The 16,830-nt window shown below is 59.6% G+C and carries 15 protein-coding genes and 1 pseudogene; 8 read left to right on the top strand and 8 right to left on the bottom strand.

Annotated elements, in window-relative coordinates:
• Positions 1–14: 14 nt before the first annotated feature.
• From EQV97_RS00680 to EQV97_RS00645, 8 genes are all read right to left on the bottom strand, one after another.
• Positions 15–1,400, bottom strand: a complete 1,386-nt coding sequence (locus tag EQV97_RS00680; protein WP_240888119.1) for an aspartate aminotransferase family protein — start codon at positions 1,398–1,400, stop codon at positions 15–17.
• 11 nt (positions 1,401–1,411) lie between these two features.
• Positions 1,412–2,884 (bottom strand): NAD-dependent succinate-semialdehyde dehydrogenase, encoded by a 1,473-nt coding sequence (locus EQV97_RS00675; protein WP_240888118.1) that lies wholly within the window; start codon positions 2,882–2,884, stop codon positions 1,412–1,414.
• Between the two features lie 144 nt (positions 2,885–3,028).
• Positions 3,029–3,508 carry an Lrp/AsnC family transcriptional regulator gene (locus EQV97_RS00670; RefSeq protein WP_240888117.1) on the bottom strand — a complete coding sequence of 160 codons (480 nt, stop codon included), beginning with the start codon at positions 3,506–3,508 and terminating at the stop codon, positions 3,029–3,031.
• 30 nt (positions 3,509–3,538) lie between these two features.
• Complete coding sequence (gene doeB, locus EQV97_RS00665; protein WP_240888116.1) at positions 3,539–4,561, bottom strand: N(2)-acetyl-L-2,4-diaminobutanoate deacetylase DoeB; 1,023 nt, start codon at positions 4,559–4,561, stop codon at positions 3,539–3,541.
• Between the two features lie 3 nt (positions 4,562–4,564).
• Positions 4,565–5,755, bottom strand: a complete 1,191-nt coding sequence (gene doeA, locus EQV97_RS00660; RefSeq protein ID WP_240888115.1) for an ectoine hydrolase DoeA — start codon at positions 5,753–5,755, stop codon at positions 4,565–4,567.
• A 42-nt stretch (positions 5,756–5,797) separates the two neighbouring features.
• Positions 5,798–6,790, bottom strand: a complete 993-nt coding sequence (gene eutC / locus EQV97_RS00655) for an ectoine utilization protein EutC (protein ID WP_240888114.1) — start codon at positions 6,788–6,790, stop codon at positions 5,798–5,800.
• A 36-nt stretch (positions 6,791–6,826) separates the two neighbouring features.
• Positions 6,827–7,798 (bottom strand): hydroxyectoine utilization dehydratase EutB, encoded by a 972-nt coding sequence (eutB, locus tag EQV97_RS00650; RefSeq protein ID WP_240888113.1) that lies wholly within the window; start codon positions 7,796–7,798, stop codon positions 6,827–6,829.
• Positions 7,799–7,905: 107 nt separating this feature from the next.
• A complete protein-coding gene (locus EQV97_RS00645; RefSeq protein WP_240888112.1) occupies positions 7,906–9,300 on the bottom strand; it encodes a PLP-dependent aminotransferase family protein in 1,395 nt (464 codons plus the stop codon).
• 282 nt (positions 9,301–9,582) lie between these two features.
• Between EQV97_RS00645 and ehuB the strand changes: the two genes are divergently transcribed.
• From ehuB to tcuB, 8 genes and pseudogenes are all read left to right on the top strand, one after another.
• Positions 9,583–10,440 (top strand): ectoine/hydroxyectoine ABC transporter substrate-binding protein EhuB, encoded by an 858-nt coding sequence (ehuB, locus tag EQV97_RS00640; RefSeq protein ID WP_240888111.1) that lies wholly within the window; start codon positions 9,583–9,585, stop codon positions 10,438–10,440.
• Positions 10,441–10,509: 69 nt separating this feature from the next.
• Positions 10,510–11,169, top strand: coding sequence for an ectoine/hydroxyectoine ABC transporter permease subunit EhuC (ehuC, locus tag EQV97_RS00635; protein WP_240888110.1), 660 nt, complete (start codon positions 10,510–10,512; stop codon positions 11,167–11,169).
• Positions 11,166–11,822 (top strand): ectoine/hydroxyectoine ABC transporter permease subunit EhuD, encoded by a 657-nt coding sequence (gene ehuD, locus EQV97_RS00630; protein WP_240888109.1) that lies wholly within the window; start codon positions 11,166–11,168, stop codon positions 11,820–11,822. The genes ehuC and ehuD overlap by 4 nt, the downstream gene beginning before the upstream one ends.
• Positions 11,823–11,902: 80 nt before the next feature.
• A complete protein-coding gene (ehuA, locus tag EQV97_RS00625) occupies positions 11,903–12,697 on the top strand; it encodes an ectoine/hydroxyectoine ABC transporter ATP-binding protein EhuA (protein WP_240888659.1) in 795 nt (264 codons plus the stop codon).
• A 201-nt stretch (positions 12,698–12,898) separates the two neighbouring features.
• Positions 12,899–13,483, top strand: coding sequence for a dihydrofolate reductase family protein (locus EQV97_RS00620; protein WP_240888108.1), 585 nt, complete (start codon positions 12,899–12,901; stop codon positions 13,481–13,483).
• A gap of 82 nt (positions 13,484–13,565) precedes the next feature.
• Positions 13,566–14,032, top strand: a pseudogene (locus EQV97_RS00615) (LysR substrate-binding domain-containing protein); the annotation flags it as partial.
• Between the two features lie 168 nt (positions 14,033–14,200).
• Entirely contained in the window at positions 14,201–15,655 is a 1,455-nt protein-coding gene (gene tcuA / locus EQV97_RS00610; RefSeq protein ID WP_240888107.1) for an FAD-dependent tricarballylate dehydrogenase TcuA, read from the top strand.
• Positions 15,642–16,799 (top strand): tricarballylate utilization 4Fe-4S protein TcuB, encoded by a 1,158-nt coding sequence (tcuB, locus tag EQV97_RS00605; protein WP_240888106.1) that lies wholly within the window; start codon positions 15,642–15,644, stop codon positions 16,797–16,799. Before tcuA ends, tcuB begins: the two co-directional genes overlap by 14 nt.
• The last annotated feature ends 31 nt before the right edge of the window (positions 16,800–16,830 follow it).

Genomic DNA, 16,830 nt, shown 5'->3' with positions numbered 1-16,830 from the left:
GGGATCTATCAGGCCTACCCCAGTATCTCGCTGGCCACGTGATCGACCGCGCTTTTGGTGATGTCGACGATCAGATCGGCTTCTTCCTTGGTCAGGATCAGCGGAGGTGCAAAGCCGAGAATGTCGCCATGGGGCATCGCCCGGGCAATCATGCCGCGCTCAAGACAGGCTGCTGATACTTTCGGACCGACCTTCAATGCAGCATCGAAGGGTGTACGTTGCTCACAATCGGCCATGAACTCGACCGCGGCCAGCATGCCGTCGCCGCGCACTTCACCCACCAGCGGATGGCCTTCCAGTGTTTCGCGCAACCGACGGTTCAGGTAGCTGCCGACCTTCTCGGCGTTGGCCGTCAGGTTTTCCCGCTCAAGGATGTCGAGGTTAGCCAAGGCCGCTGCCGCACATATCGGATGCCCAGAGTACGTCCACCCATGCCCCATGGCACCTTGGGATTCTGAGGCCTTTTCGATCACGTCCCAGACCTTTTCACCGACGATCACTGCCGACAAAGGCGCATAGGCGCTGGTCAGGCCTTTGGCCGTGGTGATCAGGTCCGGACGCATGCCGTAGCGTTGACTACCCATCTTCGAACCCAGGCGACCGAAGGCGCACACCACTTCGTCGGCGATCAACAACACGTCGTACTTGTTCAACACCGCTTGAGTGGCGGCCCAGTAGCCGGCCGGTGGGACGATGATGCCGCCAGTGCCCATCAGTGGTTCACCGATGAACGCGGCCACGGTGTCCGGCCCTTCGGCCAAGATCATTTTCTCCAGTTCGTCGGCGCAATAGCGCACGAACGCCGCTTCATCCATGCCGGCCGGTGCCTTGCGGTACCAGTGCGGGCAAATCGTATGTTTTACGCCTTCTACCGGCAGGTCAAAATGCTGATGGAAGGTCGGCAGGCCGGTCAGACTGCCGGTCATGATGCCCGAGCCGTGATAACCGCGATCACGGGAGATGATTTTCTTCTTGTGCGGACGACCCAATACGTTGTTGTAGTACCGCACCAGTTTGACCTGGGTTTCGTTGGCGTCGGAACCGGAAAGGCCGTAGTAGACCTTCTTCATCCCCTCCGGAGCCCAGTCTATGATGCGGCTAGACAGCTCGATAATTGCCTCGGTCGAGTGCCCAACATAGGTGTGGTAATAGGCCAGTTCCTTGGCCTGCTTGTAGATTGCATCGGCGACTTCAGTGCGCCCGTAGCCGATGTTCACGCAGTACAACCCGGCAAAGGCGTCGATGAAGTCACGGCCTTCGTGATCGCGGATACGAATGCCTGACGCACTCTTGATGATGCGTCCCTTGAGCGCGCCGCTGGCGTGGTCATGGGCATGGGTGGACGGGTGCATGAAGTGCGCGCGGTCTTGTTCGAACAACGAATCGAGTTCTTGGCTCATGGCGGATCTCCTTAGAACTGGCCTTGGTGGTGCAGGCAAAAGTATTTGGTTTCGACAAAGGCTTCGAAGCCCTCGGTGCCACCCTCGCGGCCGAGCCCCGAGGCTTTCATGCCACCGAACGGGATCGGGTGGCCGGTGAACTTGACGCCGTTGACCGCGACCATCGCATGGTCGAGGCGGCGAATCAGGGGGTAGATCAGGTCCAGGCGGTTGGAACAAATATAAGCAGCCAGACCATATTCGGTGTCGTTGGCCATTTCGATGGCCTGCTCCAGCGTGTCGAACGGCATCACCCCGGCGATTGGCGCAAAATTCTCTTCGCGGTAGATACGCATCTGCGGCGTAACGTCGGCCAATACCGTCGGCTGATAGAACAACCCGCCAAGTGCATGCACTTCGCCACCCACTAGACGTTTTGCGCCGAGTCGCAGGGCGTCTTCGACACGTTCAGCCGTGACATCAAGCGCGGCCTGATGCATCAGCGGGCCGATGTCGACGCTTTGCTCCTGATCACCCACCAGCGCCGGGCCGACCCGCAGCGCACGGACGGCGGCGGCGAAGCACTTGAGAAACTCCGGGTAGATCGAACGCTCTACCATGATCCGGTTGGCTGCACAGCAATCCTGTCCGGAGGTCTGGAACTTGGCCTCCACCGCGACCTTCACCGCCAGTTCCAGGTTGGCATCAGCGCAGACAATGAATGGCGCGTTGCCGCCCAGCTCCAGCGACACCTTCTTCACATCCTGGGCCGCCGCTTGCAGAACCAACTTACCGACACGGGTTGAGCCGGTGAAGCTGACCGAGCGCACACGGCGGTCTTGCACCAGGGTTTGCATGGTCATTTGCGGTTCGCCCAGTACAACGTTGAACACGCCGGCCGGGAAGCCCGCCTCCTCGGCCAGTTGCGCCAGAGCCAATGCGGAAAACGGTGTTTCATGGGCCGGTTTGATCACCACGGTGCAACCGGCAGCCAGTGCTGCGGCGGCTTTACGGGTGATCATCGCCGAAGGGAAATTCCATGGGGTCAGCAGCGCACAGACGCCGACGGGTTCCTTGACGGTGCCCAAGTGCGCCCCATGGATATGGCTGGGTATGTTCTGCCCGTAAAGGCGCCGCGCCTCTTCGGCAAACCACGGAATGAAACTGGCGGCGTAGGCGATTTCGCCGCGTGACTCGGCCAGGGGCTTGCCTTGTTCCTGGCTGAGGATGTGCGCCAGGTCTTCCTGATGCTCAAGAATCAATGCCGCCCAGCGCCGCAGAATCGTCCCGCGGGCATCCAGGCTCTGCTCACGCCAGGCTGAAAATGCCCGGTGTGCGGCATCAACGGCGGCGATGATCTGTGGCTGATCGAGCATCGGCACATGACCGATCAACGTCTGATCGGCCGGGTTGTGCACGGCGACGCTGTGGCCGCTGTCACTGTGGACCCAGTGCCCGTCGACGTAGCAAAGCGCTTTGAACAACAGCGGATGTTTGTATGTCATGGCGTTCACTCCGAACCGTGTGCGTGAGTCCATGCTAGGCCAGCGCAGCCCGGGTGATTTGGCGTTTGGCGGGGCGTAACCCCCGTTTTTTTCTGATTGTGCACCGCAAACAGGGGCTTTTTGCGGTGAGGGTTTTGCCACGGTTTATGGCTGTTGCGCCAGCTCGGTCGGCAGGGCACCCGCGGTCTTGATGGTTTTGGTCACGATGTAGGTGAAGTAGCGCTCAATGCCAAGGTCATCAAGCAACAACTGGTCGATAAACCGCTGGTAGTGGTCGATGTCCGGCGCCTGAATCATCGCCATGTAATCCACGCCGCCACCGGTGGCGTAACAGAACGCCACTTCGGCGGCCTCGTTCATGCGTTGCTCGAACCGCCGCATGTCTTGGGCGGTGTGCCGGGCCAGGGTGATTTCCACCAGTACCTGCTGACTTTTGAACACCGCGTTCCAGTCGATCTGCGCCCGGTATCCTTTAATCAGCCCGAGCGCCTCCAGCTTGCGAACCCGCTCCCATGCCGGCGTCACGGAAAGATTGATCGCCTCGGCCAGGCTCGACTTGGTGATCCGACCGTCCTCGGCGAGGATTCGCAGGATATTCAGGTCATAGCGATCGAGCTTGTGCATGGTCCGGGGATCTCCGGTTGATTAGAGAGGTTAGGCTGGAACACTGACCTGTCGGGTTAATACATCGGCGATGACCGCAACGGTGTCGCCGCAGCGCACCAACCCGGGAAAATGCCGCGCCGCCAGTAAACCACTGCGAGCGGCGCGATACTCCACTGGGGCTACGCCACTGCGAGTGGCGTCGTAAACGCGGGCGATCACCTCGCCCTTTTCCACGTTGTCACCCAGATCGCGGCACATTTCCAGCAAGCCGTCATGCTCGCTGGCGACGAAACAATCGGCATCGGGCATGTCGAGTATGATTGACTCCGTGGTCTGGATCTCACCTGCCAGAATCCCCGCGTGTATCAAAAGATTGCGCACCCCGCGCTCGGCAATCGCCACACTGCGCGCCGTGGACGTACCACCGCCACCCAGCTCGGTTGTGACAAATACTTTGCCCTGACGCTCGGCAGCGGTGTCGTACATCGCACCGGCATCGAGTTCCAGCATGCGCATGCTGTAGGGAGCATTGAATGCGCGCATGCCCGCTTCGCATTGCGCCTGCTGTTTTTTATCGGGCAGCACATGACAAGCCGCGAACGGCAGGAAATCCAGGGTGCGGCCGCCGGAATGAATGTCCAGCACGATGTCGGCCAAGGGCAACAAGGTCCGGTTGAAGTAATCGGCGATTTTCTCGGTCACGGTGCCGTCCGGCTTACCCGGAAAACTGCGATTGAGATTGCCCTTGTCGATCGGCGACGTGCGCCGCCCGGCACGGAACGCCGGGGTGTTCATGAACGGGACGATAATGACCCGCCCCGTGACATCGGCGGCCGTCAGGCCCTGGGCCAGTTTGCTCAGCGCGACCGGGCCTTCGTATTCGTCACCGTGGTTACCGCCCGTAAGCAGCGCGGTCGGCCCCTGACCGCGTTGAATTACCGTGACCGGAATCATCACCGAGCCCCAGGCCGAGTCGTCCCGGGAATGCGGCAATTTGAGGAACCCGTGCTGCACCCCTTCGCGGGCAAAATCCACCGTGGCACTGATCGGATTGTCTGGCAATTCGCTCATGGCTCAATCCTTCACGAACAGTTGGCGTGGCACGTTGCACAGCGTCTCGACGCCGGTCTCGGTGATCAGAATGCTTTCGGTGATTTCCAGCCCCCAATCGTCCATCCACAGGCCCGGCATGAAATGGAACGTCATGCCCGGTTGCAGCACGCTGGTGTCGCCGGGACGCAGGCTCATTGTGCGTTCGCCCCAGTCAGGCGGATAGCTGATGCCGATCGGGTAGCCGCAACGACTGTCCTTGTGGATGCCGAACTTCTCCAGCACCTTGAAAAACGCGACGGCAATGTCGCCGGTGGTGTTACCCGGTTTGGCCGCCTCCAGCCCGGCGGCGATGCCTTCGACCACGGCTTTTTCGCCGTCCAGAAAGTGCTGCGGTGGTTTGCCCAAATAAATCGTGCGCGACAGCGGGCAGTGATAGCGCTTGTAACAACCTGCGATTTCAAAGAAGGTCCCGGCGCCTTTTTCGAACGGCGAATCGTCCCAAGTCAGGTGCGGCGCACTGGCGTCGGCACCGGTCGGCAATAGCGGCACGATGGCCGGGTAATCGCCACCATGGCCATCGGCGCCGAGGATCCCGCTGCTGTAGATTTCAGCCACCAGCTCATTTTTGCGCATGCCCGGCTCGATCCGTTCGAGGATCCGCCCGTGCATGTTCTCGACGATGCGCGCAGCGATGCGCATGTAGGCTATTTCCTGGGGCGACTTGATCGCCCGCTGCCAGTTGACCAACCCGACCGCATCAATCAGAGTGGCCTTCGGCAAGTGTTTCTTCAGCGATAAATAGGCGGCGGCGCTGAAGTAATAGTTGTCCATTTCCACGCCGATGGTCAGCGCGTCCCAACCCCGGGCACTGATGACTTCCCGCGACAGGTAATCCATCGGATGGCGTTCCCGGGACTGCACGTAGTTGTCCGGGTAACCGACGATGTTCTCGTGCTGCATGAATACGGTGCGCTTGGCGCCGTTGGCGTCTTGGCCGCGACCGAACCAGACCGGCTCACCGTCGAGCGCCAGCAACACGCATTGGTGGACGTAAAACGACCAACCGTCATACCCGGTCAGCCAGGCCATGTTCGACGGATCGGTGACCAGCAACAACTCGATGCCCTGAACCTGCATCGCCACTCGAACCTTGGCCAGACGCTGGGCGTATTCCTCCCGCTCGAACGGGAGATTGACGACTATCTGAGACATGCACATGCCCTCTGATGAATGACGCACGGATGAAAAAACCGGTTAGCTGCCGAACTGAAAACCTTTGCCGGCCGAACGCGCGCGCTTGAAGGCCAGATTGGCCATGGCGGTGTCCTGGGCGCCGGTGCCGGTGAGGTCGCACAAGGTGACTTGCGCATCGCTGGTGCGCCCGGGGCGCTGGCCCGCGAGCACTTGCCCCAGTTCGGCCAGGCCCGATTCGTCGGCTATAACGCCGGCCGCCAGGGCGTGATGAAACTCGCCGAGGATGCGCGTCTGGCTCAAGCGATCCGCCACGTAGCGGTCGACCTGCGCCAGCGCCTGGGGGGAGATTTCGTTTTTGTGTTCCGCGTCCGAGCCCATGGCCGTGATGTGCAGGCCGGGGTGAAGGTGACGCGATTCGATCAAGGGCTCGCGACTCGGGGTACAGGTGATCGCGATGTCCACGCAGGCCATGGCCTCGTCGATGCTCGCGCAAGGCGTGACCGTCAGACCGCTGTCGCGCGCCAGCTCGGCGCTGAAGGCTTCGGCCTTGGCGTAGTTGCGGGCCCAGACCCGCACGTGTTCAATCGGCCGCACCAGACGCAACGCCTGAAGCTGTAACGCGGCCTGTTCGCCAGCCCCGATCAGCGCGACGCTGCGACTGTCGACCCGCGACAGGGCTCGAGCCGCAACAGCGCCCGCCGCGGCTGTGCGTACGGCGGTCAGATACCCGTTATCCAACAGCAAGGCGTCGAGCAAACCGGTGTGTACCGACAGCAACATCATCATGCCGTTGAGGCTCGGCAAGCCGAGTTTCGGATTGTCGAAAAAACCCGGGCTGACCTTGATCGCAAAACGCTCAAGGCCTGGCAGATAGGCCGTCTTTACGTCCACTTCGCCGTTGTGTTCGGGGATGTCCAGACGCAAGATCGGCGGCATCGCCACCGCCGCTGTTGCCAGCAGCACGAAGGCTTGTTCGATGGCTTCGATGCTCGGCAGGTCCAGTGCCACGCAGGCACGCAGATCCGCTTCGCTCAATAAGGTGATGTCACTCATCAATGCGGCACTCCATTGAGTTGTTATTGTTTGGGTTCACGCCTCTGCGCCCGCAAGGACGCGCAGGTGCTGATTGATGTCGACGTTACGGCCACTGACCACCACCACGATCGGCCCGCGTGGCGCGATCAAGCCGTCGAGCAATGCTGCGATGCCGACCACTGCTGCGCCTTCCAGCACCAGACGCTCTTCGCGATAGGCATGGCGGATGGCATTGGCGATGGATGCTTCGCTGAGCAGGTGCAGGTGATCACAGAGGTCGCGGGTCATGTTGAAGGTGTAACGGTTGTCCAGGCCGATGCCGCCGCCGAGAGAGTCGGCCAGGGTCGGGAGCTCTTCGACTTCCACCGGATGCCCGGCCGCCAGGCTGGCGTGCATGGCGGCCCCACGCTGCATGCTGATGCCATGCGTGACGATGTGTGTACCGGCGCTTTTGATCGCCAGCGCCACGCCGGAAAATAACCCGCCGCCGGACAACGGCACGAGGATTTGTGCCACGTCCGGTTGCTGTTCGAGGATTTCCAGACCGAGGGTGCCCTGCCCGGCGATGATGGCGGGATGATCGAACGGCGGCAGCAAGGTCGCGCCCTGCTCGCCGGAAATCCGTTCGGCTTCACGCTGGGCATCGTCTTGGGACTGCCCGACGATGCAGACTTCGGCACCCAGATCACGAATGGCTTGAACCTTGTTCACCGGCACCAGGTGCGACAGGCAAATCGTCGCCTTCACGCCTTGCCGGGAAGCGGCATACGATAGAGCACAACCGTGATTACCGGTTGACGCCGCCACTACGCCACGTGCTTTCTGCTCGGCGTTGAGCTGGGCGACGGCATTGCTCGCGCCGCGCAGTTTGAAACTGCCGGTGATTTGCTGGGATTCGAGTTTGAGGTAAACCGCCACGCCCAATCGCTGCGAAAGGCTCGGCGAATATTCCATGGCGGTACGCCGCACCAGCGATGCGATTCGCTGGCGAGCGAGGTAAATATCGTTTAGCTGCAGCGCTGACATGACCACGTCCCGATTGAGGTGTTGGACGCAGTCTAAGAGGGCTGGATTGTCGCGATGAATGTACTAGGGCAATTTAGCCGACAAACTTTTTCGGTTTTTTTATCCGCTCAAAAATCATGGATTTGCGGGTACTGACTGAAAATCTCGCGCATGCCGATCAGCGCGTCGCGCATTTCTTCGTCGCTGCATTCGGCGCCGACACACATCCTCACCGCCCGGGCCCGAGGCGTGCCGCGCACGGTGAACGGATCAGGTGACGTGACGGCAATGTGCCGGTGACGCAGGGCCCGCACCAGGCTGTCGACCTCCCAATGCGGGGGGATGCCGACCCACGCATTCAATGCATGAGGATGCTGGCCAAGCAGGTATTCACCCAGGTATTCGCTGACCATCGCCTGACGGCCGGCCAACAGTTTGCGCTGCAAACGCACGAGCGTGTCGGCGCGACCGTCGCGAATCCAGCGTGCGGCGATTTCGGAGACCATCGGCGTGGCCATCCAGCTGTTGACCCGCAGGATGCTTTCGGTCCGCAGCGCCAAACGCTTGGGCATCACCAGGTAACCGATGCGTAAACCGGTCAGCACCGACTTGGTCATACTGGTGCAATAGAACGACAGCTCCGGCAGGTAATGACTGATGGGCGGCGCGCGATGCTCATCCAGCAACGGCCCATACACATCGTCCTCGATGATGTGCACACCGAAACGCCGGGAGATGTCGGCAATCTCTCGCCGACGACTGTCCGGCATCAGGCTGGTGGTCGGGTTGTTCAGGTTCGGCGTGCACACCAACGCGGTGATGCGCTCGTTGCTGCACATGTCTTCGAAATGTTCCGGATCAATGCCGTAACGGTCCATCTCCAGGCCTTTGAGGGTAAATCCCAGCACCTGGGAGTTGCCGATCACGCCGTGGTCGGTCATGCCTTCACAGAGCACCACGTCATCGGGACCGGCCAGCGAGGCCAGCGCCAGGAAGATGCCGTGGGCCGCGCCGTTGGTGATCAGGATATCATCGCGCTCGACCCGCAAACCTTGCCGTGCGATCCAGTGCATGGCCGCTTCGCGGTGCGATTCGAAACCAGCAATCGGACGAAACGCATGAATCCACGGTTGGTCCTCTTCAGTGCTGAGCTCCCGGCAGGTGTCACGCCAGAACTGGTCGTGTTCGCGGGTATGCAAGATCCGCGCGATGGAAAAATCCACCAGCGCCCGTTCGGGACTATCGAGAATGTAGGTGGCGACCCTATCGCTCATGCGCCTAGAGACAAAGCTGCCGCGCCCGACTTCGCAGCGCACCAGCCCCTGACGCTCCAGCTCCTTATAGGCGTTGGTGACCGTTTGCACGCTGATGCCCATGGCATCGGCAACGTTTCGCTGGGGCGGCAGGCGCTGATCGTTGGCCAAGACACCCTTTTCGATATCGTCGGCAATCGCCTGCACCAGAATCTTGTATTTGGACTCGCCGCTGCGGGCGATTTGCAATGCTGCTTTCCACTTGTCCATCAGCGCTAAAACCCGCGTCTGTGCTCGTCGGGACAGCATCCCGCGAGAATCCATGCAAAGCAATTGTCCTAGTGCAATGCAATGAGGCTCAGGGCTTTTGTATGCTCGGTTCAAGGTCGATAGCCGGGCACGCTTCAAGCCCCCACAACAAAACCAGTCGACCTGTACCGGAACTGTGTCCCGCTCCATGGGATCAGTCCTTTGTACGCTTTGCTCTTGTAACACTGCCTCCTACCACAGAGCCGTCACCGACGGGTCCACAAGAAACAGGAGATTTTATCGATGAGCAATTTCCCCTCCGGCACCACCCATGCTTTGCGTCGCCTATTCGTGGCTTGCGCGATGTTCGGCCTGGCCGCCAGCGCCCAAGCCGCTACAACACTGGAAACCGTCAGACAAAACAGCAGCATCCGTATCGGTTATGCCAACGAAACCCCGTTCGCCTATACCGAAACCGATGGCAGGGTCACCGGTGAGTCTCCGGAAATCGCCAAAGCCATCTTCGCCAAAATGGGCATCAAACAAGTCGATGGCGTATTGACCGAGTGGGGTTCGTTGATTCCAGGCCTGCGCGCCGGTCGCTTCGATGTGATTGCCGCCGGTATGTACATCACCCCGGCGCGTTGCAAGCAGGTGCTGTTTACCGATCCGCAGTATCAACTACCGGACGCGCTGCTGACCGCCAAAGGCAACCCTAAGGGCCTGCACAGCTACGAAGACATCGCCAAGAATCCCGAAGTGAAACTGGCGATCATGGCCGGTACGGTGAACCTGGCGTATGCGCGGGATTCGGGCGTGAAAGATGCACAAATCCTGCAGGTTCCGGACACCACCGCCCAGTTGCAAGCCGTGCGTGCCGGCCGTGCCGATGCCGCCGTGGGGACTCAACTGACCATGAAAGGCCTGGCGGCCAAGGGTGGCGAAAAAGTCGAAGCGGTCACTGCGTTCAAGGACGACCCTTCGCACATTGGTTATGGTGCCCTCGCCTTCCGTCCGGAAGACAAAGACCTGCGCGATGCGGTCAACGCAGAACTTAAAAAGTGGCTGGGCTCCGAAGAGCACCTCAAGGCGGTCGCCCCTTTCGGGTTCGACAAATCCAACGTGACAAGCAAAACGGCTGCCGAGCTCTGCGCTCAATAGTCGAAACAGGCATGGCGCCACGGCGCGATGCCTATTTCCCTGCTTAATCCGGATGGCCAGGTTTAAACCATGGGTGAATTACTTCCGCTATTGATACAAGGTGCCTGGGTGACGCTCCAGGTGACCATCTTCGGTTCGCTGCTGGCGACTGTCGCGGCGATTCTCGCAGCTCTGGGGCGCATGTCGCCATGGCGGTCATTGCGCTGGTTTTCCATTGCCTACATTGAAGTGTTTCGCGGCACGTCGTTGCTGGTGCAGTTGTTCTGGCTGTTTTTCGTGTTGCCGCTGCCGCCGTTCAACCTGGAGTTGAGCCCCTACAGCGTGGCCATCGTCGGCCTTGGGCTGCACATCGGCGCTTACGGCGCCGAGGTAATGCGCGGTGCGATCAGTTCGGTCGCCAAGGGTCAGTACGAAGCGTCCACGGCACTGAACTTCAGCGGCTACAAACGCTTTCGCCGCATCATTCTTCCGCAGGCACTGCTGGCGGCTATCCCGCCGGGCACCAATCTGCTGATCGAGTTGCTGAAGAACACCTCGCTGGTGTCGCTGATAACTTTATCTGACTTGAGCTTTCGGGCGCGTCAACTGGATCAGGCAACCTTCCAGACGCTGGAAATTTTCAGCCTGGCGCTGGTGATGTACTTCATTCTGGCACAGGCGATCAACCTCGGCATGCGGCGCATTGAGCGCCATCTGGCTCGCGGGCGGATGCGTGGAGGTCTGTCATGACACTGTTCGACTGGACCTACGCCTGGCAAATCCTCCCCGATTTGCTGCGTGCTTCGCTCAACACCGTGGGGATCACTCTGATCGGCTTTCTGATCGCCATTGTGCTGGGGCTGTTCCTGGCCATTGGCCGACGCAGCCGCCGAGTCTGGCTGTCGTGGCCGGCCACTGCAGTGATCGAGTTCATTCGCAGCACACCGCTGCTGATCCAGGTGTATTTCCTCTACTACGTTCTGCCCAACTACGGCGTCAGCATGACCGCCATGCAAGTGGGGATTCTGGGCATCGGCCTGCATTACGCATGCTACATCGCCGAGGTCTATCGCGGCGGCCTCGACGCCGTACCGCGGGCGCAATGGGAAGCGGTCACAGCGCTGAACATCGCTCCGTACAGCGCCTACCGCAACATCATCTTGCCCCAGGCCCTGCGGCCAATCCTGCCGCCTTTGGGCAACTACCTGGTAGCGATGCTAAAGGACACGCCGGTGCTGTCGGCAATAACCGTGGTGGAAATCATGCAACAGGCCAAGAACATCGGCTCCGAGAACTTCCGCTACCTGGAACCGATCACCATGGTCGGTCTGTTTTTCCTCGCCCTGAGCATCGCCCTGGCTTATCTGGTACGGCGCCTTGAAGTGCGCCTGGAGCTACGCTAATGACCTCTCCACTCTCGACACCCAACGACCTTTCCCGGCACAGCAACCCGACCCCGCTGCATCCGCAGGAGGCCACGGCCATGCATGAAACCAAACCGGTCATGCCGATCGTCAGCTTCCAGGATGTCACCAAGAGCTACGGCAACTTTACCGTGCTCGATCACTTGAACCTTGACGTCACGCCGGGTGAGAAAGTCGCGATCATCGGCCCCAGCGGCTCGGGCAAATCCACATTGTTACGGGTCCTGATGACGCTCGAAGGCATCGATGACGGGTTAATCCGCATTGAGGACGACTTACTGACCCACATGCCCAATCGCAATGGTGTATTGGTGCCAGCCAATGACCGGCACATCCGCCGGGTGCGTGGAAAGATCGGCATGGTGTTCCAGAGTTTTAACCTGTTCCCGCACATGACGGCGTTGCAAAACGTCATCGAGGCGCCCGTCCAAGTTCTCGGCATGAAACCAGCCGAGGCACGTGAACGTGCGGCGGACTTACTGGAACTGGTCGGTCTGGGCAGCAAACTCGGGCATTACCCGTCGCAGTTGTCCGGAGGCCAGCAACAACGGGTGGCGATCGCCCGGGCATTGGCCATGCGCCCGAAAGTCATGCTGTTCGACGAAGTAACCTCGGCGCTCGACCCGGAACTGTGCGGTGAAGTGCTCAGCGTGATCCGCAAGCTCGGCACCGAACACAACCTGACCATGTTGATGGTCACACACCAGATGGGTTTCGCCCGGGAATTCGCTGATCGTGTGTGCTTTTTTTACAAAGGGCAGATTCACGAACAAGGCACCCCGGCGCAAATCTTCGAACACCCGCAGCAGGAACGCACGTGCGCGTTTCTCAGTGCGGTAAAAGAAGCCAACTAGGCAAAGTTCGCCAGCCCTAGCCACCCGTCGGGTAGATTACGCGTTGGGATTTTTGTTCATCGTCCCGCGGCGGGATTTGGCAAAGCCAAAAGAAGTTGTGCATGGTGCTTGATTTGTGGTGAGTCTGCGGCGGGCGTTGAAAAATTGATGGTAGGAGCCAGACACCGGCTATGTGAAGAAAATAAAAGCAAGGAGAAAATAATGCGGAAAATCGTTTCGTTTGTGCATATGTCACTGGATGGTTTTGTTGCCTCCACCGATGAGGGAATGGCTAGCCTGGGCTGGATAAGTCTGAGCGACGATTTGTTTGGATATGTGGAGCAGCGGATTCAGCAGACTGACACCGCGTTATACGGGCGCGTCACCTACCAGATGATGGAGTCGTACTGGCCAACCGCTGCCGAGCAGCCCAACGCCAGTGCGCATGACCACGCGCATTCGCGCTGGTATAAAACCGCCCGCAAAATTGTGTTGTCGAAGACCCTGCTGGAAAAAAAACATCCTGGTACCAAAATCATCAGTAGCAATCTAAGCGATGAAATCAGCAAGCTCAAGCAAAGCGCGGGCAGCGAGATTTTAGTGTTCGGCAGCCCATGCGCCACTCACGCGCTGATGACGGAGAACCTCATCGACGAGTATTTGCTATTCATCAATCCGATTCTGCTTGGGCAGGGTATTCCCTTATTCAAAAACATTAAGGACAGAACCGCGCTCACGCTGGTGAACAGTATGTTTTTTGCGTCAGGCGTGGTGTGCCTGAACTACGAGGTAAAACAAAATCAATGATGCAGGTTGTGATTTTTCATGCTGGTCATTCTTTTGAGTCTGCACCTCTGGCACTTCATTTTTTGGCAACCATCGAACATTTGATCTTGCCATCCTCTTTCAGCTTGAAGGGGGTAAACGCTGGAGCGTGACTCCGCTGCTGGATGAAAAACTTTTTGTCATTGCCTCGGCTGCCTGCCACTAGTGATGCCCAGTGCGCAACATGGATTGCGCTCGGCATTGAAGAGCGCGTTCGAACGGGTCGGGCTGACACCCAAGGTCATTATGGAAGTCGACGGTCTCGCTGTTTTGATGAACGCCGTGTGGGCCGGTCATGCGGCAACGATACAACCGGGGGCGGCCGCTGCATTGAAAGACGGGTCCGGACTTTCACTGATCAGGATTGCCGATCCCCATGTGGGCCGGCGTAATCTTCTGGCGACGCTGGCTGACGACGAACTCTCTCCGGCGGCGCTGGCAACGCGGTTGGTCATTGTCGATGTGGCGCGACAGTTGGTCCTCGACAAGCAATGGCCTGGCGCTACGTGGCTAGAAGGGGTAGACGCGTAATCTTCCTTCAACCCAGGACACGTAAGTTTCTCCTGACGACAACGCCTTTAGAAAAACTAAACACCCCGCGTCAAAAGCAGCCTTTCGGCCACTGCTTCCCCACCCTATCGTTCTCCCCACTCGCAAGGAGCACTTCGTTCCCGCTTCCTTGCAAATCGAGGAGCGATAATGATCGATGTCTTAATCATAGGGGGTGGCAACGCTGCCTTGTGCGCCGCCCTGATGGCGCGAGAAGCGGGCGCCAGCGTGATGCTGCTGGAAGCCTCTCCGAAAATCTGGCGCGGTGGCAACTCCCAACACACCCGTAACCTGCGGTGCATGCACGACGAACCGCAGGACGTGCTGATCGATGCCTATCCGGAAGAAGAATACTGGCAAGACCTGTTGAAGGTCACCGGCGGCCTCACCGATGAAAAGCTTGCACGCATTGCCATTCGGGCATCTTCCTCTTGCCGGGATTGGATGCGTTCACACGGCGTGCATTTTCAGCCACCGCTGTCCGGCGCGCTGCACGTGGCGCGGACCAATGCATTTTTTATGGGCGGCGGCAAAGCGCTGGTCAATGCGTATTTCCGCAGCGCCGAGCGCCTGGGTGTAAAGGTTCGCTACAACACGCAAGTGACCGACATCGAGTTGGATCAGGGGAAATTCGTCGCCGCCCATGTGGCCGAACATGAGGTCGATGGCCAGCGTTTCGCCGCCGAACGCATTGAAGCCCGGGCCTGCGTATTGGCGGCCGGCGGCTTCGAATCCAATCGTGAATGGCTGCGCGAAGCCTGGGGTCAGAACGAACGCGGTGAATGGCCATCGGACAATTTCCTGATCCGGGGCACCCGATTCAACACCGGTATTTTGCTGCGGCGCATGCTCGACCTTGGCGCCGATGTGATCGGCGATCCGACGCAAGCACACATGGTCGCCATTGATGCCCGCGCGCCACTCTACGACGGTGGCATCTGCACCCGAATCGACTGCGTATCGCTGGGTGTGGTGGTCAATCGTGATGGCGAGCGCTTCTACGACGAAGGTGAGGATTTCTGGCCAAAACGTTATGCGATCTGGGGGCGTCTGGTGGCCGGACAACCCGGTCAGCAGGCGTATTCGATCATCGATCAACAAGCCATCGGCCGCTTCATGCCGCCGGTCTTTCCCGGCACCACCGCCAATACGCTGCAAGACCTGGCCCGCCAGTTGAAGCTGCCTCAAGCAACATTCGTCAAGACGGTCGAGGACTACAACAGCGCCTGCCGCGTTGGCACGTTCGACCACACGGCGCTGGACGACTGCCACACCCAAGGACTGACGCCCGCCAAAACCCATTGGGCGCGGCCATTGGAGAAACCACCTTTCTACGCCTACCCGCTTAAACCGGGTGTCACGTTCACTTACCTCGGCCTCGCCACCGACGAAACCGCTGCCGTGCATTTCAACGGCAAAGCGAGCCCCAACCTGTTCGTCGCGGGAGAAATGATGGCCGGCAACGTTCTGGGCAAGGGCTACACCGCCGGCATCGGCATGGCCATCGGTACCGCGTTTGGCCGCATCGCCGGCGTGCAGGCAGCCGCGTCCGTGGGCTTTGGCGTTTCCTCTGCAAACTCGGAGTCTCGACATGCAACTGTTTGATCCCCAAGCGTCGGGCGGTTTGATCCCGGTGTTGAATCTTGACGAAAGTGAAGTCCAGCGGCAGATGACCATCTGCAATGCCTGCCGTTATTGCGAAGGCTTTTGCGCCGTATTTCCGGCGATGACCCGGCGCCTGGAATTCACTCAGGCTGACATCCACTACCTGGCGAACTTGTGCCATAACTGCGGCGCGTGCCTGCACGCCTGCCAGTACGCCGCCCCACACGAATTCGAAGTCAACATACCCAAAGCCATGGCCAAAGTGCGCCTGGATACTTACGCCGAATACGCTTGGCCGCAGGTGATGGGCAGGTTGTATCAGCGCAACGGCCTGACACTGGCACTGGCTTCCGGTGGGGGGCTGGCGTTGTTTTTATGCCTGACCCTGATGCTCATGGGCAACCTGTTCACGGCCATTCCCGGAGGCGACTTCTACAAGATTTTCCCGCATAACACCCTGGCCCTGATGTTCGGCTCAGTGTTCGGCTTTGCCGTACTTGCCCTGACCATGGGTGTACGGCGCTTCTGGCGCAACGTTTCACCGGTTGCAGCGCCACTGCCGTTGAAAACGTCCGCTGCACTGGAGGCTACGGCCAACGTCGCGAAGCTCAAATACCTGGACGGTGGCCACGGCGCAGGCTGCAACAACGCCGACGATCAATTCACCTTGTGGCGACGCCGATTCCACCACCTCACCTTCTACGGCTTCATGCTGTGCTTCGCCGCCACCGGTGTCGCCACTCTCTTTCACTATCTGCTGAACTGGTCGGCGCCTTATCCGATCTTCAGCTTGCCGGTGATGCTGGGTATTGCCGGTGGCATCGGCCTGCTGATCGGCCCGGCGGGTCTTCTTTGGCTGAACCTGCGTCGCAATCCTGCTCACGGCGACGAGAACCAGAAACCCATGGATCGCGGCTTCATTGCGCTGCTGTTTCTGGTCAGCGCAAGCGGCCTGGCCCTACTGGCTTTGCGTGAAACCAGCGCCTTGGGCTTGATGCTGGCCATCCATCTCGGCCTGGTCATGGCGTTTTTCCTGACCATGCCCTACAGCAAATTCGCCCATGGAATATTCCGCAGCGCAGCGCTGCTCAAACACGCCATCGAGAAGCGTCAACCCAATCCGATCAACGCCGGCAGCGACTGACGGTTAAAGCACTCATTCCAAAAACAATAGT

Source organism: Pseudomonas sp. TMW22090 (assembly GCF_022496665.1).
Taxonomy (GTDB): Bacteria; Pseudomonadota; Gammaproteobacteria; order Pseudomonadales; family Pseudomonadaceae; genus Aquipseudomonas; species Aquipseudomonas gregormendelii.
The sequence above is the reverse complement of the archived record's forward strand: the minus strand, read 5'-3'. Positions and strand labels throughout refer to the sequence as shown.

What these genes read in the sequence shown, in the direction of transcription:
- EQV97_RS00680 (WP_240888119.1), bottom strand. Translation starts at nt 1,400, where the DNA reads ATGAGCCAAGAACTCGATTCGTTGTTCGAACAAGACCGCGCGCACTTC.
- EQV97_RS00675 (WP_240888118.1), bottom strand. Translation starts at nt 2,884, where the DNA reads ATGACATACAAACATCCGCTGTTGTTCAAAGCGCTTTGCTACGTCGAC.
- EQV97_RS00670 (WP_240888117.1), bottom strand. Translation starts at nt 3,508, where the DNA reads ATGCACAAGCTCGATCGCTATGACCTGAATATCCTGCGAATCCTCGCC.
- doeB (WP_240888116.1), bottom strand. Translation starts at nt 4,561, where the DNA reads ATGAGCGAATTGCCAGACAATCCGATCAGTGCCACGGTGGATTTTGCC.
- doeA (WP_240888115.1), bottom strand. Translation starts at nt 5,755, where the DNA reads ATGTCTCAGATAGTCGTCAATCTCCCGTTCGAGCGGGAGGAATACGCC.
- eutC (WP_240888114.1), bottom strand. Translation starts at nt 6,790, where the DNA reads ATGAGTGACATCACCTTATTGAGCGAAGCGGATCTGCGTGCCTGCGTG.
- eutB (WP_240888113.1), bottom strand. Translation starts at nt 7,798, where the DNA reads ATGTCAGCGCTGCAGCTAAACGATATTTACCTCGCTCGCCAGCGAATC.
- EQV97_RS00645 (WP_240888112.1), bottom strand. Translation starts at nt 9,300, where the DNA reads ATGGACAAGTGGAAAGCAGCATTGCAAATCGCCCGCAGCGGCGAGTCC.
- ehuB (WP_240888111.1), top strand. Translation starts at nt 9,583, where the DNA reads ATGAGCAATTTCCCCTCCGGCACCACCCATGCTTTGCGTCGCCTATTC.
- ehuC (WP_240888110.1), top strand. Translation starts at nt 10,510, where the DNA reads ATGGGTGAATTACTTCCGCTATTGATACAAGGTGCCTGGGTGACGCTC.
- ehuD (WP_240888109.1), top strand. Translation starts at nt 11,166, where the DNA reads ATGACACTGTTCGACTGGACCTACGCCTGGCAAATCCTCCCCGATTTG.
- ehuA (WP_240888659.1), top strand. Translation starts at nt 11,903, where the DNA reads ATGCATGAAACCAAACCGGTCATGCCGATCGTCAGCTTCCAGGATGTC.
- EQV97_RS00620 (WP_240888108.1), top strand. Translation starts at nt 12,899, where the DNA reads ATGCGGAAAATCGTTTCGTTTGTGCATATGTCACTGGATGGTTTTGTT.
- tcuA (WP_240888107.1), top strand. Translation starts at nt 14,201, where the DNA reads ATGATCGATGTCTTAATCATAGGGGGTGGCAACGCTGCCTTGTGCGCC.
- tcuB (WP_240888106.1), top strand. Translation starts at nt 15,642, where the DNA reads ATGCAACTGTTTGATCCCCAAGCGTCGGGCGGTTTGATCCCGGTGTTG.